This window comes from Pseudomonas sp. R45(2017), from assembly GCF_002112305.1.
Lineage (GTDB): Bacteria > Pseudomonadota > Gammaproteobacteria > Pseudomonadales > Pseudomonadaceae > Aquipseudomonas > Aquipseudomonas paraglycinae.
In genome coordinates this window covers 525,681-544,324 of record NZ_NEHH01000004.1, presented here as the reverse complement: position 1 = coordinate 544,324, position 18,644 = coordinate 525,681, and the positions used below count along the sequence as shown (strand labels likewise).

The 18,644-nt window shown below is 61.9% G+C and carries 11 protein-coding genes; 5 read left to right on the top strand and 6 right to left on the bottom strand.

Annotated elements, in window-relative coordinates; translation table 11 throughout:
• The first annotated feature begins 50 nt into the window (after positions 1-50).
• Together CAF74_RS12475 and CAF74_RS12470 are read left to right on the top strand one after the other, a co-directional pair.
• A complete protein-coding gene (locus CAF74_RS12475; protein ID WP_007951031.1) occupies positions 51-2,828 on the top strand; it encodes a hybrid sensor histidine kinase/response regulator in 2,778 nt (925 codons plus the stop codon).
• Positions 2,829-2,891: 63 nt separating this feature from the next.
• Positions 2,892-3,488: a MarC family protein gene (locus tag CAF74_RS12470; RefSeq protein ID WP_007951032.1), complete on the top strand. Its 597-nt coding sequence runs from the start codon at positions 2,892-2,894 to the stop codon at positions 3,486-3,488.
• A 66-nt stretch (positions 3,489-3,554) separates the two neighbouring features.
• Here CAF74_RS12470 and CAF74_RS12465 read toward each other — a convergent pair whose 3' ends face one another.
• From CAF74_RS12465 to cobG, 6 genes are all read right to left on the bottom strand, one after another.
• Positions 3,555-10,346, bottom strand: coding sequence for a TcdA/TcdB pore-forming domain-containing protein (locus tag CAF74_RS12465; protein ID WP_256578373.1), 6,792 nt, complete (start codon positions 10,344-10,346; stop codon positions 3,555-3,557).
• 17 nt (positions 10,347-10,363) lie between these two features.
• Positions 10,364-10,693, bottom strand: a complete 330-nt coding sequence (locus CAF74_RS29390) for a hypothetical protein (RefSeq protein ID WP_256578372.1) — start codon at positions 10,691-10,693, stop codon at positions 10,364-10,366.
• Between the two features lie 326 nt (positions 10,694-11,019).
• The gene (cobJ, locus tag CAF74_RS12460) at positions 11,020-12,723 is read right to left on the bottom strand and encodes a precorrin-3B C(17)-methyltransferase (protein WP_085746559.1); all 1,704 of its coding nucleotides are present in this window, start codon (positions 12,721-12,723) and stop codon (positions 11,020-11,022) included.
• Positions 12,723-13,457: a precorrin-2 C(20)-methyltransferase gene (locus CAF74_RS12455; protein WP_371857332.1), complete on the bottom strand. Its 735-nt coding sequence runs from the start codon at positions 13,455-13,457 to the stop codon at positions 12,723-12,725. Before CAF74_RS12455 ends, cobJ begins: the two co-directional genes overlap by 1 nt.
• Entirely contained in the window at positions 13,454-14,080 is a 627-nt protein-coding gene (locus CAF74_RS12450) for a precorrin-8X methylmutase (protein WP_011332253.1), read from the bottom strand. The genes CAF74_RS12455 and CAF74_RS12450 overlap by 4 nt, the downstream gene beginning before the upstream one ends.
• Positions 14,073-15,371: a precorrin-3B synthase gene (gene cobG / locus CAF74_RS12445; protein ID WP_085746557.1), complete on the bottom strand. Its 1,299-nt coding sequence runs from the start codon at positions 15,369-15,371 to the stop codon at positions 14,073-14,075. Before cobG ends, CAF74_RS12450 begins: the two co-directional genes overlap by 8 nt.
• 144 nt (positions 15,372-15,515) lie before the next feature.
• Between cobG and cbiE the strand changes: the two genes are divergently transcribed.
• From cbiE to CAF74_RS12430, 3 genes are read left to right on the top strand one after another with little or no spacing between them, the layout of a single operon-like run.
• A complete protein-coding gene (cbiE, locus tag CAF74_RS12440) occupies positions 15,516-16,727 on the top strand; it encodes a precorrin-6y C5,15-methyltransferase (decarboxylating) subunit CbiE (protein ID WP_085746556.1) in 1,212 nt (403 codons plus the stop codon).
• Positions 16,720-17,817: a cobalt-precorrin-5B (C(1))-methyltransferase gene (locus CAF74_RS12435; RefSeq protein WP_085746555.1), complete on the top strand. Its 1,098-nt coding sequence runs from the start codon at positions 16,720-16,722 to the stop codon at positions 17,815-17,817. Before cbiE ends, CAF74_RS12435 begins: the two co-directional genes overlap by 8 nt.
• On the top strand, positions 17,814-18,533 hold the full coding sequence (locus CAF74_RS12430; RefSeq protein WP_085746554.1) for a cobalt-precorrin-6A reductase: 720 nt from the start codon (positions 17,814-17,816) through the stop codon (positions 18,531-18,533). The genes CAF74_RS12435 and CAF74_RS12430 overlap by 4 nt, the downstream gene beginning before the upstream one ends.
• Positions 18,534-18,644 lie beyond the last annotated feature (111 nt).

Below are 18,644 nucleotides of genomic sequence, written 5' to 3'. Positions count from 1 at the left end.
GACGCTGCGCATCGTTATATTCTGGCATCAACCTACGAAGGGATTTCGCCGTGCGCTGGCTCAGGATTGCCATAGGCTTCACCGTCACGCTGTTGACCTTGCTCTGCATGCTCCCGGCCCAGGCCGCGCAAGGCAGTGGCTGGTCGGTATTGCTTGACGATCAGGGCAACCTCCAGCTGAGCGACATCCGCTCCGCCCGCTACACCAATCAATTCAGCCCTATCGAACTTGACCGCCTGACCGCGGCCGAACCCGATGGCGCCCTGTGGCTGCGCTTCAGGCTGGCGCCCGGCAAGCACGAACAAGTGCTGCGGATCTTCGCCCCCGACCTGTCGCACCTCAATCTGTATGTCCTCGACGGCGATCGCCTGATCGAGCAACGCGACACCGGCACCACCCAGCCCCAGGTGGAGCGGCCGCTGCCCAGCAGCGACTTCATGCTGCCGTTGCCGCAGAGCGACAAACCCCTCGACGTCTACCTGCGACTGGTTTCCGATCACCAGTTGCGCCCTTACATCACCTTGCAATCGGCGGTGATGGCCGCGGCCAATCACAACCAGACGCTGATCTACGGCCTGCTGTTCGGCTGTCTGGCGATGCTGATCCTGCATAACCTGATCCGCTACGCCTACACCCGCTCGCGCAGCAGCCTGTGGCTCGCAGTGTGTGAAGGCCTGTTGAGCCTGAGCCTGTTGCTGTTGCTCAACCTCGCCGGTCCGTGGCTGCCGAACTGGCATGCGATCCAGACCCCCGGCGCCTATCTGGCCCTGCTGCTGACCGCTCCGGCGGGCCTGATGTTCGCCTACCGTTTCTTCGCCCCGCTCGGCCCGCATCCGCTGAACAAGCTGCTGATCGGCGACATCCTGTTCATCGTGATCTGCAGCCTGTTGCTGTTGTTCGTCAACACCCTGCCGCTGAACATCATCACCTATGCGCTGGTGGCCCTGGCCGGGCTGAGCATGTTGCTGGTGGCGTTCTATCACTGGCAGAAAGGCTACCGCCCTGCCCGCTTGTTCGTCGCCGCGATGGTGGTGTTCAACATCGGCACGCTGATCATCCTCCCGGCCTTGCTGGGGCTGACCCTGGTCGCGCCGCAAGGCCTGATCATGACCCTGATGGGTTTCATCTGCATCAGTGGCCTGCTGATGAGCATCGCCCTCGGCGAGCGTCAGCGCAGCATCACCGAAAGCCGTTTCAGCATCAGCCGCGACCTGGCCGCGAGCAACGCCGAGATCAACGCCAAGGCCGAGTTCCTGGCCAAGATCAGCCACGAGATCCGCACGCCGATGAACGGCGTACTGGGCATGACCGAACTGCTGCTTGGCACGCCGCTGTCGGTGAAACAGCGCGATTACGTGCAAACCATCCACAGCGCCGGTAACGAACTGCTGACGCTGATCAACGAGATCCTCGACATCTCGCGGCTCGAGTCCGGGCAGATCGAACTCGACGACGTGCAGTTCGACCTCAACGCGCTGATCGACGATTGCCTGAGCATCTACCGCGCCAAGGCCGAACAACAGAACGTCGAGCTGATCAGCTTTATCCAGCCGCAAGTGCCACGGGTCATCAGTGGTGATCCGACGCGCCTGCGCCAGACGTTGCTGAGCCTGCTGGAAAACGCGCTGAAGAAAACCGAAGAAGGCGAAGTGCTGGTGGTCGTCGCCCTCGACGAGCGTAGCGCCGGCCCCCGCCTGCGTATTGCCGTGCAGGACAGCGGCCAGCCGATGGATCAGGAAGAACGCGACGCGCTGATGCACGCCGAGTTGCACAGCAAGCACTTCCTGTCGGCCAACCGCCTGGGCGGCAACCTCGGTCTGGTGATCGCCCGCCAATTGATCCGTCTGATGCAGGGCGAGTTCGGCATCAAGAGCGGCGCCAGCCAGGGCAGCACGCTGTGGCTGACCCTGCCGCTGGACCCTGATCGTCTGGAGCATCCGACCTCGGACCTCGACAGCCCGCTGCAAGGCGCACGCGTGCTGGTGGTCGACGACAACGACACCTGCCGCAAGGTGCTGGTGCAACAATGCAGCGCCTGGGGCCTGAACGTCAGCGCCGTGCCGTCGGGCAAGGAAGCGCTGGCCCTGCTACGCACCAAGGCGCATTTGCGTGATTACTTCGACGTGGTCCTGCTCGACCAGAACATGCCCGGCATGACCGGCATGCAACTGGCCGCCAAGATCAAGGAAGACCCGAGTCTGAACCACGACATCCTGCTGATCATGCTCACCGGCATCAGCAATGCGCCGAGCAAGATCATCGCGCGCAACTCGGGGATCAAGCGCATCCTGGCCAAACCGGTGGCCGGCTACACCCTCAAGACCACGCTGGCTGACGAACTGAACCAGCGCAATCGTGGCCAGGTGGTGTTCCAGCCACAGGTTGCGAGCCCCGCAGCACCGGTCAAGGTACCGAGTGACTTCCGCATCCTAGTGGCCGAAGACAACACCATTTCGACCAAGGTGATCCGGGGCATGCTCGGTAAACTCAACCTGCAGCCAGACACCGCCAGCAACGGCGAGGAAGCCTTGCAAGCGATGAAAGCCCAACGCTACGACCTGGTGCTGATGGACTGCGAAATGCCGATCCTCGACGGGTTCTCCGCCACCCAGCAACTGCGGGCCTGGGAAGTCGGCAATCAGCGCATCCGCACGCCGATCGTGGCGCTGACCGCGCACATCCTCGCCGAACACAAGGAGCGTGCGCGCCAGGCCGGGATGGACGGGCACATGGCCAAACCGGTGGAGCTGTCGCAACTGCGTGAGCTGATCGAGCACTGGGTGGCCCAGCGTGATCAGCAGAACCGTGCGACGACACAACCGTCGTGAGCCGACAGACACGATAGCGCCTGTTAGACTCCCCCCGACTTTCCCCGCCAGCGAGCCCGCGCCATGCTCCACGTGTTATTCAGTGTTTACCTGAAGATGCTGGTGCTCTACAGCCCGTTCTTCGTGTTGTCCTGCTTCATCAGCCTGACCCGCGGTTACTCGCGCAAGGAGCAACGCCGTCTGGCCTGGAAAGTGGCGGTCGCCACCCTGGTTTCGAGCGTGTTGCTCTACCTGTTCGGGCGGGTGATTTTCGATGTGTTCGGCATCACGGTGGACGCCTTCCGCATCGGCGCCGGCAGCGTGCTGTTCATTTCCGCTCTGGGCATGGCGCAGGGCAAGTCGGCCGTGCAGACCGACAACGTGCAGCAGGACGTGACGATCGTTCCGCTGACCATTCCACTGACCGTCGGCCCCGGCACCATCGGTGCGTTGCTGGTGATGGGCGTCAGCCAGCCGCACTGGGACGACAAGCTGTTCGCGATCATGAGCATCGCCCTCGCCAGTTTCACGGTTGGCGTGGTGCTGTACCTGTCGAACCGCATCGAACGCATTCTCGGCGATCAGGGTTTGCAGATCGTCAGCCGCCTGATGGGGCTGTTCGTGTGCGCACTGGCGGCGCAGATCATCTTCACCGGGGTCAAAGGCTATCTGGTGCCTTGAACCCTGAAACGAAAAGACCGCCGACGGCAACGTCGGCGGTCTTTTTTCGTCAGCGCCCGCGCACCGTCAACCCGCAGACTCGACGGTTTTCTTCGCATCCGCCTGATCGATCAGCGCTTTCAGCGTCACGCCCTCGGCGCCCTCCTTGCGCGCCTTCAGCCAGCGCACCAGCGTCGACACCTGGCACGGACGCAGGCCCTTGACCTCAAGCATGGCATCGCCCCGCAGCGAGGGATCTGATGCATCCGCATTGCGTATCAGCACACAGTGCTCACTGTCGGGATCGATCACCACCAGGTGATCGTCGACCATCCCCACTTCGAGCTTGTGTGGATCAGCCATGGTCAGGATCAAGCGACTCATGACCGCGGGAAACCCCACCAGCGGATAACGGCAATCAACCACCAACGAATCGAGCTTGCGCATCAGCGCCTCGGACAGATGCCACTTCATCCAACCGCGCCCTACCCGCAGAACCAGCGTGCGCACATCGTCCGGGATCACCGGCAGAAGATCGTAGACATCCACCCGTCCCTCGAGCACCAGCACGTCACCCGTGCGCTGGACGTAATCCAGCGGCTTGATCTGGCGCATGCTCGGATAACCCTGAACGACCCGCTCGCGCGATTCATGCAACAAGACTTCAGCGTACTTTCGGGTTCCAAGCAGCTCGTAATCCTCCGGCAGGTCGACAGCGGGAATCTGGATCAGCCGTGCACTGTCAGCGATATACCACTGCACACTGGCCTCCTGAGAAGCGATAGAGATGAATGGACGATGCGCTGCGTTCGCCAGCAAGGCTTGCAAGTCTCTGATCAGATGCTCGCCATGGGCCGCCAGCCAATCGTGTTGCACGCCAATGATCTGCGGTGGTTCCTGATGCTCCAGTTGCAGCACCACGCCTTCGCGCGTCGTGCCCAAGAGACCGGCACCGTCGACCCGTACATCGGCAAAGCGCCACGCCGTCCACTGCCGCTCTGGTTTTGGCAGCATCCGGCTTTGCAACAACTGCGAGCCGTCTCCGAATGCCGCCTGCAGTTGATGCGGATCGATAAACGTCTGGCGCCAGACCTCGCCACTTTCGGGCTCGAACAGCCACGCCGATTGATTGTCCGGTGTCATGCCCAGCAACCGGAGCTGTGTTGGTTGCGCGTCACACAACAACAAGCGGTTGTCCACGTACCAGGCGTGCAAGCGCGCATCCCCGGCAGTATTGGCAATGCCGACAATCGGGAACTGCTCCACTGCATATTGTCGGGCGATGGCGTCGAGCGCCAGCCACCATTGTTTGCGCCCCTTGAGCCAGGACTCGGTCAGACCCGCAAAACGCACTTCACCGTCAGCGCCGATTTCGAATGACAATCCGTCCCCGGTGCGGGCCTGATAGCCATTGTGTTCAGCCGTCACCTGCTTCAGGCGCTCGGGCTGCACCCAGCGGTGCGACCACTGAATCTGTTCCAGCGTCACGGTGCGCTGCACCCGGCACAGGCTCTGGAACTGCCGGTCGTAGATGACAAACACGTCGCCGTCATCACTGGGCGTCAGCAGCATCAGCTCGTTCAGGTTCTGGATCGAGTCGGGCCAGGCGCGGGCATGGTGGCGGCGCGGTACCGGGCGCACGATCAGGTTGTCACGAGTACGGACCCAGGCCATGTCCCGAGCGTTGTCTTCGATCTTCCAGCAGACCGAAACGTAAGCAGCGAACTGCCAGTCGACCGTGGCGTAGCCTTTGTCTGCATCGACCGGTTTGAGCGATACCCAATCACCCAGTACCGATGTCCAGGCAGGCAACGGCGTGCCGTCATCGAGCAACATCTGGAAACCCGGCTCAAGTCCACGGGTAACCGAGCTCAGCCACAGTTCACCTTCATGAATCAGGTAGTTGAGGCGCTCACGCGTACCGTCCTCATACGCGTATTCCTGCACCACATGGACGACACCCTGCCCATCGGCTTCGACGCTAAGAATCGTGCTGACGCCGGTGCGTCGAAACATCAAACGAAAGCGATGACTGAGCAGGCCGGTGCCGGCATCGACCTGACAGATTTCGTAGCCAATCGGATCATGGAAAAATGCCGAATCGCCGGCCACCACCGACAACAGCCCTTCATCGTCGAACACCTCGTCGTTGCGGATATAGAGGATCCGGTCCTGCACAGCGTCATACCAGCCATTGGTGTAACGCGGCGCCTTGATGTTCTCGAACGGAATCAGGTAGTCGTGGATCGGCGTATAGCGCAGCGCCAATCGATGGGCTCGCGCCAGGTCTTGCAGATGATCCTGCAGGACCTGGCCGTCCAGGCCTCTGGGCGCCTGTTCTTCCAGAAGATCCAGTTCAGTCCGTTTATTGCCGGCAATCCGGAAGAGCCGGCCATTTTCGATCAGCAGGGAAATCTCCGGGGCAATGTCCGCCGTCACCTTGAACTCGCAACCTTTGATACCGAACTGCCCGTTGCTGCCCAGCACGATGTCCTTCTCGACGGCCCACGGCGCGACAATGATCCAGCGGTCCTTTTGTTTGCCCACTGACGTCAGTCCGACATTGACGCCGGGGTTGAGCACGAGTGTGCATGTGCCTCCACCACCCTGAATCCGATAGCTGATCTGCTCGCGCCAAGGCTCGGGGATCACCGGCACAACCAGTTTGCGCGCCTGCGCATCCAGCGTGACCCGGATCTCGGTCGGGCGATAATCGGGGTACATCCGATGGACAATGTAATGGCTGGGGAACGAGTAGAACGAAAACAGGAACAGCCACTGACCGTCCGCTTTTTTCTTCTCCAGACGCCGGGCGATGTCGAAACCCTTGTCGTGGCGCTGTGATGCGAACGGCAGGATCTGGTACTCGTAGCGATAGCAGGTAAGCGGCGTGCACGGCAAGACAATGGCCTGCTCGGCGGACGGTGAGAACTTCATCTCGGCTGGATAGCCCAGTTCTTTGCTGAGGTGGATCGCTCGCGGGTAATCGACCTCGAAATCCGGCACGCCGAAATGATCGCGCAGCGGGTAAAGACGGGTGCTGTCGAGCAGCAGCTTGCCCGTACTAAGGTCCAGATCGTTGATGATCAGCGAGGGTCGCGGCAACCAGGCACCTTGCTCGCCGCTGTAGTGAAATCCGTCCCCGTGATGCGCCTGCTCCAGTTCCGCAAAAAACAGCCCGACCGCCTTCGCTTCTTCAGCGATGGTGGCAAAGCTCTGCGCCAGCGCAGTCACGCCGACCGCAAGGCCACCCAGAATCACCCCGGCGCCTCCCAGCACCGCTGCTGCCGTACCCGCACCGGCAAACGCTGCGCCAAGTCCCGCGCCGGTGAGGGCCAGACTGCTGGCATCGAAGGTCAGCTGGGTGGCGTAGGTGGCTGTCTCCACATCATTACGTGCCGTCGCCAACTGATAGATATCGAAACCGACATTGGCCAGACCCAACACCGCGCCGACGCCTTCGTTGCCCAAATGCCCGGCCACAGTGCCGAGGGATCTGCCGATCAACGGCTCGAGCGCTTCGCCGACCACCTTCGCAGTGGTGCGGGCGATCAGTTTTTCATCGCGCAGCGCGGCCTGCACCAGACCGATCAGTCCCGCCACATCGACCACATTGCCATGCACCAGTTGTGCGTAATTGACGTAGGCATGCCACTGCACCGCCGTTGTCAGTGTGCGGTCTTCGCCTTCGCGACCACGCAAAGCATTCATCAAGGCCTGCACCGCGAAACCGGCATTGAGCGTATGCACTGCCGCTGCCTCGGTCGGATCCACAGCATCACCGACCGGACGCTTGCGCCCGAGGATTGAAAACAGGTCAGTCAGGTAATTTTTGATTCGCAGCAGGCGATCATCCCGGCTGACGACCGTGGCGACCAACTCGCCGGTCTGTGGATCGATCATGCCCACCCGATAACTGCCCTCGGGCGTCACTTCCAGCGAGTCGAACAACGGCACAAGAGGCGTCACCGAGTCATGGCCCTCCTGCAACCGCGCCGTCATGTCGGCAATCTCCCCGCCCCACCAGTCATTGTCTGAAGACAACAGTGCCTTGCCCAGCCGCGAGTTCTCCATCAGCGTTCGTCCGTGAGCACTGTTCATCCTCTGGCGAACCGACCTGAACGGTTTGTCCGGCAGCGGCTCGTCCCTGAGCAATTGACTTACCTTGCTGCCGTTCGACAGGTTCAGATCGGCGACTTTTTCCCCATGCACATCGATCAGATCGAACTGTGGCCGGCCAGGTTTGCCGTACACGGCGTAATGACGGGCGATCTGTGCCTGCTTGAAAAATTGCCCAAGGGCCATTCTGAAGGTTACGGAGCTGTCGAACTGGAACAGGCCGAAGTTCGGATCGTAGAAGTGATAAATGACCGTACTCCCGTGTACAGTCCGAGCCACCAGCATCGAGTGGTTATCCGAGTTGAGCATCAGGGTTCGCGGCCCCACGGACGCCTCGAGTGTCGCGACCATCTTGTCCAGATCGCCCCGCCCCAGCGCCGTGCCCACATCGGCTGCGTTCACGCCACGCATTTCCTCCAGCGCGGCCAGAAACGCCTTCGAGTCCGGGTGCTCCGGCTCAAGCACCGCCAGAAAGAATCGCTCGCGCAATTGCCGGGTCGCTCCCTCGCCCTGTGTGAGGGCGGCCCCCATCGCCAGCGCCAGCGGAAAACAGCGGCCGGCCGCAGTGTCACCCGGCCCGTGCATCAACAAATCCTGAGGCACCATTTTGACAGTGCCGGCCTCGAACTGACTGAGCACCTGTTCCAGCCGCTCCAGAACCTGTTCGCGGTGTTCCTGAGTAGCGAGCCGCTGGATCTGCGCCACCTGACGCCCCCAGTCAAACAGTGTCGCAGTGTTGGCCAAGGCATTCTTTTTCAGGCCAAGTGCGGTGATCGGATGCGCGGGCAATTCATCACCCACACTGGACATGCCTGCCATGAACGCAGGTGCGCGGTGCTGATAGAGATGCTGTTCAATCGCCGCATAGCGCCCTGCCGTACCGCGCTCACTGAGGCTGTTGATCAGATTGTCCAGCGTACTGCGCAAGGCGGAAAAGCTTTGAGCGTCCAGTGAATCAGCGCCCAGCAATGCTCCGATGGTCAAACGCTGCAACGGGGTGAGCTGTTCGAGTTGCCAGGAACCGGCGCCCAACCCGATCAACAGCTCATCCAGTGCGAGGCTCTGGGCAACCGGATTTTTCGGGAATGCCGGTGGCCGCAGGCGAGTGTCCTGATTGCGGATGGCCTGACGATCATCGAAGCTCAGCGGCAATCTTTCAGCGAACACAAGGGTGCCATCGTGACCGTTCGTCATCGCCTTGGTGAACGGCTCGCCGAGGTGATCAGCCATCCGCTGCAACAGCTCGGTATTCAGGACATGACGTCCTTCGATGAGCGGCCAGCCGAGTTCGAATTCGACGGTCGTCTGTTTCAACAACTCAGCGATGTTCCCGGCGTAGCGGGTCTTGAATTGGCCATCGCGCCAGCGTTGCTGCTCAGTCTCGAGCCACTTCTGAGTATCGGTTTCGTTTTCCTTCCAGGAGTGATCCAGTTCCTCTTCAGTGAGTTGATTGACCGTCTGCAGAGGTGCGATGGCCATTTCCCGCCGTGACGCCTGCGCGCCCTCGGGCGTTAAAAATGCCTTTTCGAAATCGCCGGTGCCATCCTTGATCCCGACCGGTCCGGTCAAATAAATGGTCCCCTCATTTTTTGGTCGGATACCTTCGTTGTGGTATCCGGCTGCGGCATTTGCCAGATAAGACGCAAAGATGGCTTCCATTCCGGGCAAATCAAACAAAGGCCCGTAAGACTTTTCCAGCACTTCACCAGCCAGTGTATCCATGGCTTCATGCTCTTGAAGACTGATACCTCTGTCAGTGGCCAACCGTGCGGTGTCATCGATCAATTCATAGTTGAACCTGAAGCGCTGGAGCACGGACTCAAGTACCGCCGAGCCGGCATGCGCCATCATGTAGGCATTGCTGATCGTGTTTCCCTTTGCCACCGCGCGCAATGCGTAGGGACGGACAAGCAGATCCTGTGGAGGCTGAAACACCTGGGTCAAAGGCGGCCGGCTTTTGGCAAACGCTTGCAGTACCGTGCGATGCTCTTCGGGTATTTGCAACAGCTTGTCTCTGTATTGCCCCCGCAACGCTTGTCGACCTGGCATCCAGTCAGGGTTCTGATCCAGCATCAACTGCAAAACACCGAGTCGAGCATCCTCACCAAAGTCGCTTATATCGACACCTGCAATTTCCTTCAGCAACGGCGGCAAGTTATCGACATCGGTGTAACTGCCGCCCTCAAAGTACAAGACCTCTGCTCTTACGATATCCGATGCCGCCGCCAGGTTGCCCCGCATGCGCATTTCCCGCTGGTAAATATCCCGCAACTTCAAAGGTATTTCCGAACCCGCCAGATCGCGCACGCGAACGTCACCTCCGACCAGCGCATCAATACTTTCCCGGTTCTTTGCCTTCAACACCCGTAAGTCCTGAGAACTCTGACCATAAGCACGGCTCAACAACTGCACCCTTGCTTCATCGGCTGATTCGCCCTTCGCAACTGCCGCATCAATGTGTTCGCTCATTTGTTGCTTCAACGCAATAGCGCGGGCCACATACATTTCGCCCAATACCTTATCGGAAGTGCTATCGACGCCCCCGTGCTCCATGGCGTCCGCCTTCGCCGCATCGACCATCAAGCGATTGGCCTGCCAGGCCAGCAGCGCATCACTGTCATACCAGACGTTGATCTGATAACCCTGACCAGCCAATACCTGCTTCCAGACATTGATGTAGTCGCGCTGAATCTCGCCGATTCCGCCACCCAGCCAGATGAAGTGCAGGATCTTCGGCACTTGCGTAGCGGGCGTTTTCATCAGTTCGACGCTGTAACTCAGACGCGACTCAAAATCGGCGACCCTGGCGCCGATTTCTGAAAGATCAGGTGTCTTCTTGCTGTCCAGGCCCGGAGCAGGCGCCTGTTCCACTTCACGTCGTACCCGCAGGCCATCGAACTCTGCAAGGCCCGCTTGAATAGCGCGAGCGGTTGCAGAAGCCTTGGCGAATCAAGCAAACCGACACAAGCAAAGTAGTAACGGATCACTTCGTCATGACGAACAGTATTCTTGTAGGGCAACAGCGCCTGTTCAAGATCAGATAACTTGAACAGATTGACGAACTTCACATAGCCGCCATCGACAACATCAACATTAGCATCCTGCATTTTAATACTTCCCTGAGTGGTGAATCATGTGCACTGCCAATCGGCTGGCACACGTCTGCACTGCAAGTAACAAGACTTGCAACACTTAAAAATCATCAATATAAAAACTTGAGCAAGCTTCACAAAATTGAAACTAGTACAAAACAAAAACCAACAACACACACAAAACACTTCAAACAATGTCCAGGGAAATATTCAATAACATCGAGCCAACTATCGAAATAAACAAGCCATTAAAAAAACACATAAAAAAAACAAGGCCGCGAATGGCGAATTCGCGGCCTTGTTTGTTTTATCGATCATTGCCACTCGACAGTGCGGGGATATCAGCCGGCCGGTTTTTCCCCGTACCAGCGCGGCGTATAAACCCACTCCCCGCCCTCGGCTCGAGGGAAAGTGCAGGTAGTGGAAGAACCGATCAGCACCATGGTGCGCATGTCCACTTGCTCCGGAGTCAGCGCGCCCAGTGTCGTGACGCGCAGCGTCTGCCCCGGACGACCGATATCGCGGCCCAGCACCACCGGTGTTTGCGGTGTGCGGTGTTGCGCGACGATTTCCAGTGCTCGCCCCAGTTGCCACGGACGGGCACGGGAGATCGGGTTGTAGAAGGCCAATGCCAGATCCGCCTCGGCGGCCAGATCCAGACGCTTCTCGATGATCGACCACGGTTTGAGGTTGTCCGACAGCGACATCACGCAGAAGTCATGGCCCAGCGGCGCACCGGCCTGAGCGGCGGTGGCGAGCGACGCCGAAACACCCGGCAGGATTTCCAGATCGACGCTGTGCCACGCCGGATCCGTCGACTCGTGCAATGCTTCAAGCACCGCCGCCGCCATGGCGAACACGCCCGGATCGCCGGACGAAACCACGATCACCGAACGACCCTCAGCGGCCAACCGGAAGGCGTGACGGGCACGCTGCATTTCTTCGCGGTTGTCGGTGCAATGCTGCACCTGATCGTCGCGGAACGGGCCGGCCATGCGCACATAGGTTTCGTAACCCAGCACGTCAGTGGCGCGGGCCAGTTCGGCTTTCACCGCCGGCACCATCAACTCTGCCGCACCCGGGCCAAGGCCAATGACAGCAAGGCGACCACGCGGACGACCGATCTGCGAAACATCCAGCGGCTTTTCGGCCACGGCGATGGCAAGGTCGCGGGATGTTGTGATGATTCGGGCGCCGGGGACTGCATCGCGGGCCAGTTCACCGATGTCACTCGCCGGCGCGGCAAAACGCAACGGCACAGCCAGTTCAAGCGCGGCTTCACGCAATGCCGGGCTGGCCATCTGAACGTCAGCCGCCACCAGACAGGCCAGCGATTGAATTGCCACACCGGCCTGAAGTAACGCATCGCGAATTACATCCGGTAGATCGGCCACATCTGTATCGACCGCCACCGCCACGCTACGCGGATAAATCAGCAACTCACTGGCGTTCGCCGCGCGGGCATCGCTGCCCACATGAATCGAGCGCTGCGCCTGTGGATCTTCCGGCAGTTGCACCTGCTCAAGCCACGGCGCAGCACCGTCGATGCGTACGCTGTGGCCGGCGAGCAAGTCGGAGACAAAACGCTTGCCTTGCTCCAGATCGCCAAGGGCATAACCGCCGGGCGGGTTGAGCAGGCAAGTGCCGAAGCGCAACTCACCACTGGTGGTGATCGCCGCTGCCACTTCAAGCGCAGCCGCGATCTCGCGGGCCATGACATTCACCCCGCCGAGGCCACCGAGCAGCGGCACCACGGCGCTGCCGTCTTCAGCCACGGCGAGCACCGCTGGCTCGACGCCTTTTTCCAGCAACAGCGGCGCCAGGGTGCGAATGACAATGCCGGCCGCGCACAGGGCAATGATCGGCGTGTCCTGTTGATACAGCTCGCGCAGGGTTGCGCCGAAGTCGCTGTAAGTCAGGTCCGCGCCTTCGACGCGCCCTTTTAGTCCATGAATCTGCGCGGCCGGATAGACCTGCTGAAGACGACGGGCCGTGCCCAGTGCGCCCTGGCCGAGAATGACGATGGCCGGTGTGGAATGGGTCATCAGCCTTGCCACCGTTCGCCGGGCACAATGATCAGCGAGAAGTACGGCGACGACATCGGCTCGACCTCATCCAGCGGTACGATCTTCTGGTTGGCCATGGTCGCGCGCTCGACGTACAGCGCACGCTCGGCCAGACCCAGCTCTGCCAACACGTCGCGCACCTTCGGGAAGTTGCGCCCCAGTTTCATGATCACAGCCGCATCGGCATCCGCCAGGCGACGCTTGAGTTCATCGTGAGGCAGCACGCCGGACAGCACCGACAGGCTCTGATTGCGATACACCAGCGGCGCGCCCAGTACAGAAGCGCCGCCGAGCATCGAGCAAACGCCCGGCACCACTTCGGCTTCGTAACGGCCGGCGAGACGATCGTGCAGGTACATGTAGGAGCCGTAGAAGAACGGGTCACCTTCGCAGATCACCGCCACGTCGCGACCGGCGTCCAGATGCGCGGCCACTTCTTCTGCCGCGTCATCGTAGAAATCGCTGATCACTTGCTCGTAGGACAGCGGCGCCGGCAGCACTTCGGTGGTCACCGGGTACACCAGCGGCAGTAGATTCTGGGCGTCCTGCAGGTGCGCTTCGATGATGCCGAACGCGTTGCCCTTCTTGCCCTTGGCCACGAAGTACGCCACCACCGGCGATTCGCGCAGCAGGCGCAAGGCCTTGACGGTAATCAGTTCCGGATCACCGGGGCCGACGCCCAGGCCAATCAAACGTCCTTGAGCCTGCATCATTCGATCTCCGTGGCGAGAGCATTGACCGCAGCGGCGGCCATGGCGCTGCCGCCGAGGCGGCCCTGCATGATCACGAACGGCACGCCACGGCTGTTGGCGGCCAGTTCGGCCTTGGATTCGGCGGCGCCGACGAAGCCCACCGGGAAGCCGAGGATCAGCGCCGGTTTCGGGGCGCCGGCGTCGAGCATTTCCAGCAGATAAAACAGCGCGGTCGGCGCGTTGCCGATCACCACCACGCTGCCTTCCAGATGCGGACGCCACAGTTCCAGTGCCGCTGCCGAGCGAGTGTTGCCCAGCTCGCGCGCCAGCTCCGGCACGCTGTCATCGCGCAGGGTGCAGATCACTTGGTTGTTGGCCGGCAGGCGCGCACGGGTCACGCCCTCGGAAACCATCCGCGCATCGCACAGGATCGGCGCACCGGCAGCCAGCGCATCGCGCCCGGCCTTGCCGGCGCCTTCGGAGAATTGCAGCCCGTCGATGGCCTCGACCATGCCGCAGGCGTGGATCACCCGCACCGCGAGTTTTTCCAGGTCGGCCGGGATGCGAGCCAGGTTGGCCTCGCTGCGAATGATCGCGAAGGAGTTGCGATAGATCTCCTGACCGTCGCGGATGTAATCAAGCATCAAGGGGGCTCCGTGAGCGGGCGGCGAGCAGGGTCGCGGCCGCTTCGATAGTAAGGTTGTGAGCGTGCAGCGCGCCGAAACCCGGCAGGGCTGCATCGCGAAAATAGAGATCGTAGCGACCGGGGCCGACCGCCAGCAAAGTCACCGCTGCCCGATGTGCGGCGGCGCAGGAACGCGGGCAACCGGACAGGTGCACATCCACGGCGTGTGGCAACAGCGTAGCCAGCAGACGGGCATCGTGTTTGGTGTCGGCCAGGCCTTTGCCGCAGCCGTTGGCGCCGGTGCAGGCGATCAGGTGTGACAGGGGGTCTTCGATGCGGGTCAGCAGGTTCAGCTTGCTCAATTTGTCGAGCACTTGAACCGCATCGGTTTCCTGCACATTGGGCAGCAACAGACTCTGCCAAGGGGTGAAACGCAGGCTGCCGTCACCAAAGGTTCTGGCCAGGTGTGCGGCGCCACGCAGCATGTCCGGATCAAGGCGACCGAGCGTCGGTGCGGCACCGACATAGACCTGACCGGACGATTGCTGAGGGTGGATGCCGAGGTGCAAACCCTCCGGTCCGGCTTCGCGCTGCCAATCAGCAGCGGCTTTCAGGCTGATCCGCTGACCGAGTTTTTCCAGGAACACCGGCGCCGGGCATTCATCCAGCAGATGGCGCATTCGCGTCTGCTCCGGCCGGGCCAGATCGAGGAACAACTCCAGCACCGCGACCACCAGCGCATGTCCGTCCGCAAGCGCCACAGCGGCCAGCGGTCGGTCCGTCGGACAACCCGCCAGGCCGAACGCCAGCAGCGTGTCGCCGCGATCTTCGAATGCCGACAACCACAGGTCATGGGGATGTTCGAGCATCGCCAGCGCTTCACCGCCGTCCAGTTGCACGGCGAACTTGGCGCTGAGCTCGTGGAAGCGCGGATGGCTTTGCAGGGTCTCGAGGATCTGCCCGGCCAGTGGACGAGTATCGAAGCGCATCTGCGGGTCGATGCCGGCGGCGGGGCTGAGCATCAGGTTGCGCACATCGTCGCCCGCTGCGGTTCGCGGCCCGAGACCGGCGGCCAACAGGCTCTCGATCAGCGTGGCAGACTGCTCGCCGATCCCGCGAATCTGCAGATTGCCGCGATTGGTCGCCTCGATCGCCCCGCCGGCAAACCGCTCGGCGGCATTGGCCACCGCATCGGCCTGATCGGCCGTGATCGACCCGCCATCGAGCTTGATCCGGCAGATCCCGCCGTCCAGCGCCTGGACGATACGCAGCAACCCCGGACAGGCCGAGGGGCGTATGGCGTTGGACATCGGGCGTTCGTTCAAGGGCTGGCAGCTCTGTGGGAAAGGCGCTTCGCGGGCGAAGGCGCGGTATTATGCCTGCTTTGTCCGACGGCATGAAAAGTCTGCCCGTCGGAACGGCGCGTTTGCGGACACTTTTTTGAGGGGCTACAGATGTCACCCTGGCTGACAGTAGTAGGAATCGGTGAAGACGGCTTCAAGGGCCTGGGCAAGAATGCCCGGCGTGCCTTGATGGGTGCTTCGCGGATCATCGGCGGTCAGCGTCAGCTGGATCTGTTGCCGGTGTGCATCCGTGGCGAGCGCCAGTTGTGGCCGAGCCCGTTTTCCCTGGCCCCGGTGCTCGAGCATCGCGGTGAAGCGGTGTGCGTGCTGGCCAGCGGTGATCCGATGTTCTACGGCATTGGCGCGAGTCTGGCGCGTCAGGTGCCGGGGGCCGAGATGCTGGTTCTGCCAGCGCCGTCGTCCTGCTCGCTGGCGGCGGCCCGACTGGGCTGGCCGTTGCAGGATGTCAGTGTGCTGTCGCTGGTGGCTCGCCCGCTTGCGGCCCTCAACGCACAACTATTCAGCGGCGTGCGCCTGTTGTTGCTGAGCAATGACGGACAAAGTCCGGCGGCTGTTGCCGCGTTACTGCGTGAGCGCGGATTCGGCGCCAGTCGCCTGAGCATCCTGGAACATCTGGGCGGCAGCGACGAGCGCCGCATCGACGGCACCGCCAACGACTGGAATGATCCGCTCATTGCCGACCTCAACGTGATCGCCATCGAGTGCCTGGGCGATCCAGATACACCACGTCTGTCGCGCCTCGCCGGCCTCCCGGACTCGGCTTTCCAGCATGACGGCCAACTGACCAAACGCGACGTGCGCGCAATCACCCTCGCCCGCCTCGCCCCGACACCGGGCGAACTGCTGTGGGACGTCGGCGCCGGCAGCGGTTCGATCGGCATCGAGTGGATGCGCGCTCACCCGAGCTGCCGCGCTCTGGCCATCGAGGCCGATGATGGCCGACAACAGTTGATCGAACACAACCGCGACGCTTTGGGCGTTCCCGGTCTGCAACTGATTCGCGGCAGTGCCCCGCAGGCTCTCGCCGGGCTGGAATGTCCGGACGCGATTTTCATCGGCGGCGGCGTGACGCGCGAAGGCGTGCTCGACACCTGCTGGGAACAACTCAAACCCGGCGGCCGACTGGTCGCCAACGCCGTGACCCTGCAAAGCGAAATGACCTTGATGAGCTGGCGCGAACGCCACGGCGGCGAACTGACCCGCATCCACATCGCCCAGGCGCAACCGCTGGGCGAGTTCGACACCTGGCGCCAGGCCCTGCCGATCACCCTGCTCGATCTGGTCAAACCCCTCAATGCGTGACGAAACCGCCGAAAAACCCGCGCCCTTGCGCAGCGGCCTGACCACCGGCAGCTGCGCCACGGCCACCAGCCTCGCCGCTGCCCGCCTGCTGCTCGGCGGCGTGGTGGCGGACGCCGTGCAGATCGTGTTGCCCAAGGGCAAGCAGGTGCAGATGCGTCTGGAGTTCTGTCGGCTGACTGAGAACGGCGCCGAAGCTGGAACCATCAAGGATGCCGGCGACGACCCGGACGTGACTCACGGCGCTCTACTCTATTCACGGGTGCAACTGATGGCCGAGCCGGGAATCCGCTTCATTGCCGGTAAAGGTGTCGGCACCGTCACTCGCCCGGGGCTGGTGCTGGGCGTCGGCGAACCGGCGATCAACCCGGTGCCACGCAAGATGATCAGCGATCACCTGACTTTGCTGGCCGAAGAAACCGGCTATCGCGGCGGCTTCGAGGTGACGGTCAATGTCGAGGGTGGCGAAGCCCTGGCGCTGAAAACCATGAACCCGCGTCTGGGCATTCTCGGCGGCCTGTCGATCCTCGGCACCAGCGGCATCGTCAGGCCGTTTTCCTGCGCGGCGTACATCGCCTCGATCCATCAAGGCATCGATGTGGCGAAAACCAACGGCTACCTGCACATCGCCGCCTGCACCGGCAACGCCAGCGAGGACACCATGCGCCGAGTCTACAACCTGCCGGAAATCGCCCTGATCGAAATGGGCGACTTTGTCGGCGCGGTACTCAAGCACCTGCGCAAAGTGCCTGTGGATAAACTCAGCCTGTGCGGCGGCTTCGGCAAGATCAGCAAACTGGCGGCCGGGCACATGGATCTGCACTCGCGCCATTCGAGCATCGACTTGCCGCAACTGGCCGAATGGGCGGCGGCGATTGGTGCCGACGACGATTTGCAGCAAGCCATTTGCGGGGCGAACACCAGTCAGCAGGCATTGGCGATGGCCAGTGCGGCGGGCGTTGCCCTCGGTGATGAGGTCTGTCGCCATGCTTTGGAATTCGCCCGTAGCGTGGTACCGGCGCAGGTGCAGGTCGAAGTGTTTGCGATTGATCGTCAGGGCGGCATCGTCGGCCATGCGGGAGCCTTTGTATGAAGCGAATCTTGTTGCTCGGCGGCGTGACTGAAGCGCTGGCCATCGCGCGCACGTTGGGGCCGGAACACATTTACAGCCTGGCCGGGGTCGGCCGGGTGCCGACCGATCTGACGTGTCAGGTGCGCGTCGGCGGCTACGGTGGCGACGAAGGTCTGGCGCAGTTCATTCGCGACGAAGGCATCACACTTTTGCTCGACGCGACCCACCCCTACGCCGCACAGATCAGCCAGAACGCCGCCACCGCTGCGCAACTCACCGGCATCCCCTGCTGGGCCCTGCGCCGCCCCGCGTGGCAACCGCAACCCGGCGATGACTGGCGCGAAGTCGCCGACTGGGCCGAACTGATCACCGCCCTCGAACCCTTCCGCCGCCCACTGTTCACCCTTGGCCGCGAACCGCTGCAACACCTCGACGAAATCCCCGCGCACCAGTTCTGGACCCTGCGCGCCCTCGACGTCTACCCCGGCAACGAACGCTGCGAAGTCATCGGCGCCCGTGGGCCGTTTCTGCTGGAAGATGAGCGGGCGCTGTTCGAACGCCGGCAGATCGACGTGCTGATCAGCAAGAACAGCGGCAGCACCGCAACCGAGCCGAAACTGGACGTGGCGCGGGAGCTTGGGGTGCCGGTGCTGGTGTTGAAGCGGCCGGTGTTGGCGGGGGTTGATCGGGAGTTTGCGACGGTTGATGACGTCATCTCGGCTCTTGAAAAACCTTGATCAGGACGGAGCTTTTCCTCTCGCGATAGCTTCAGTTGTTGATGCAAGTCCCATGCAATGCAAATTCGAGCCGCTACACTCTCTTGAAAGATCGCTGCGACACCAAACCGC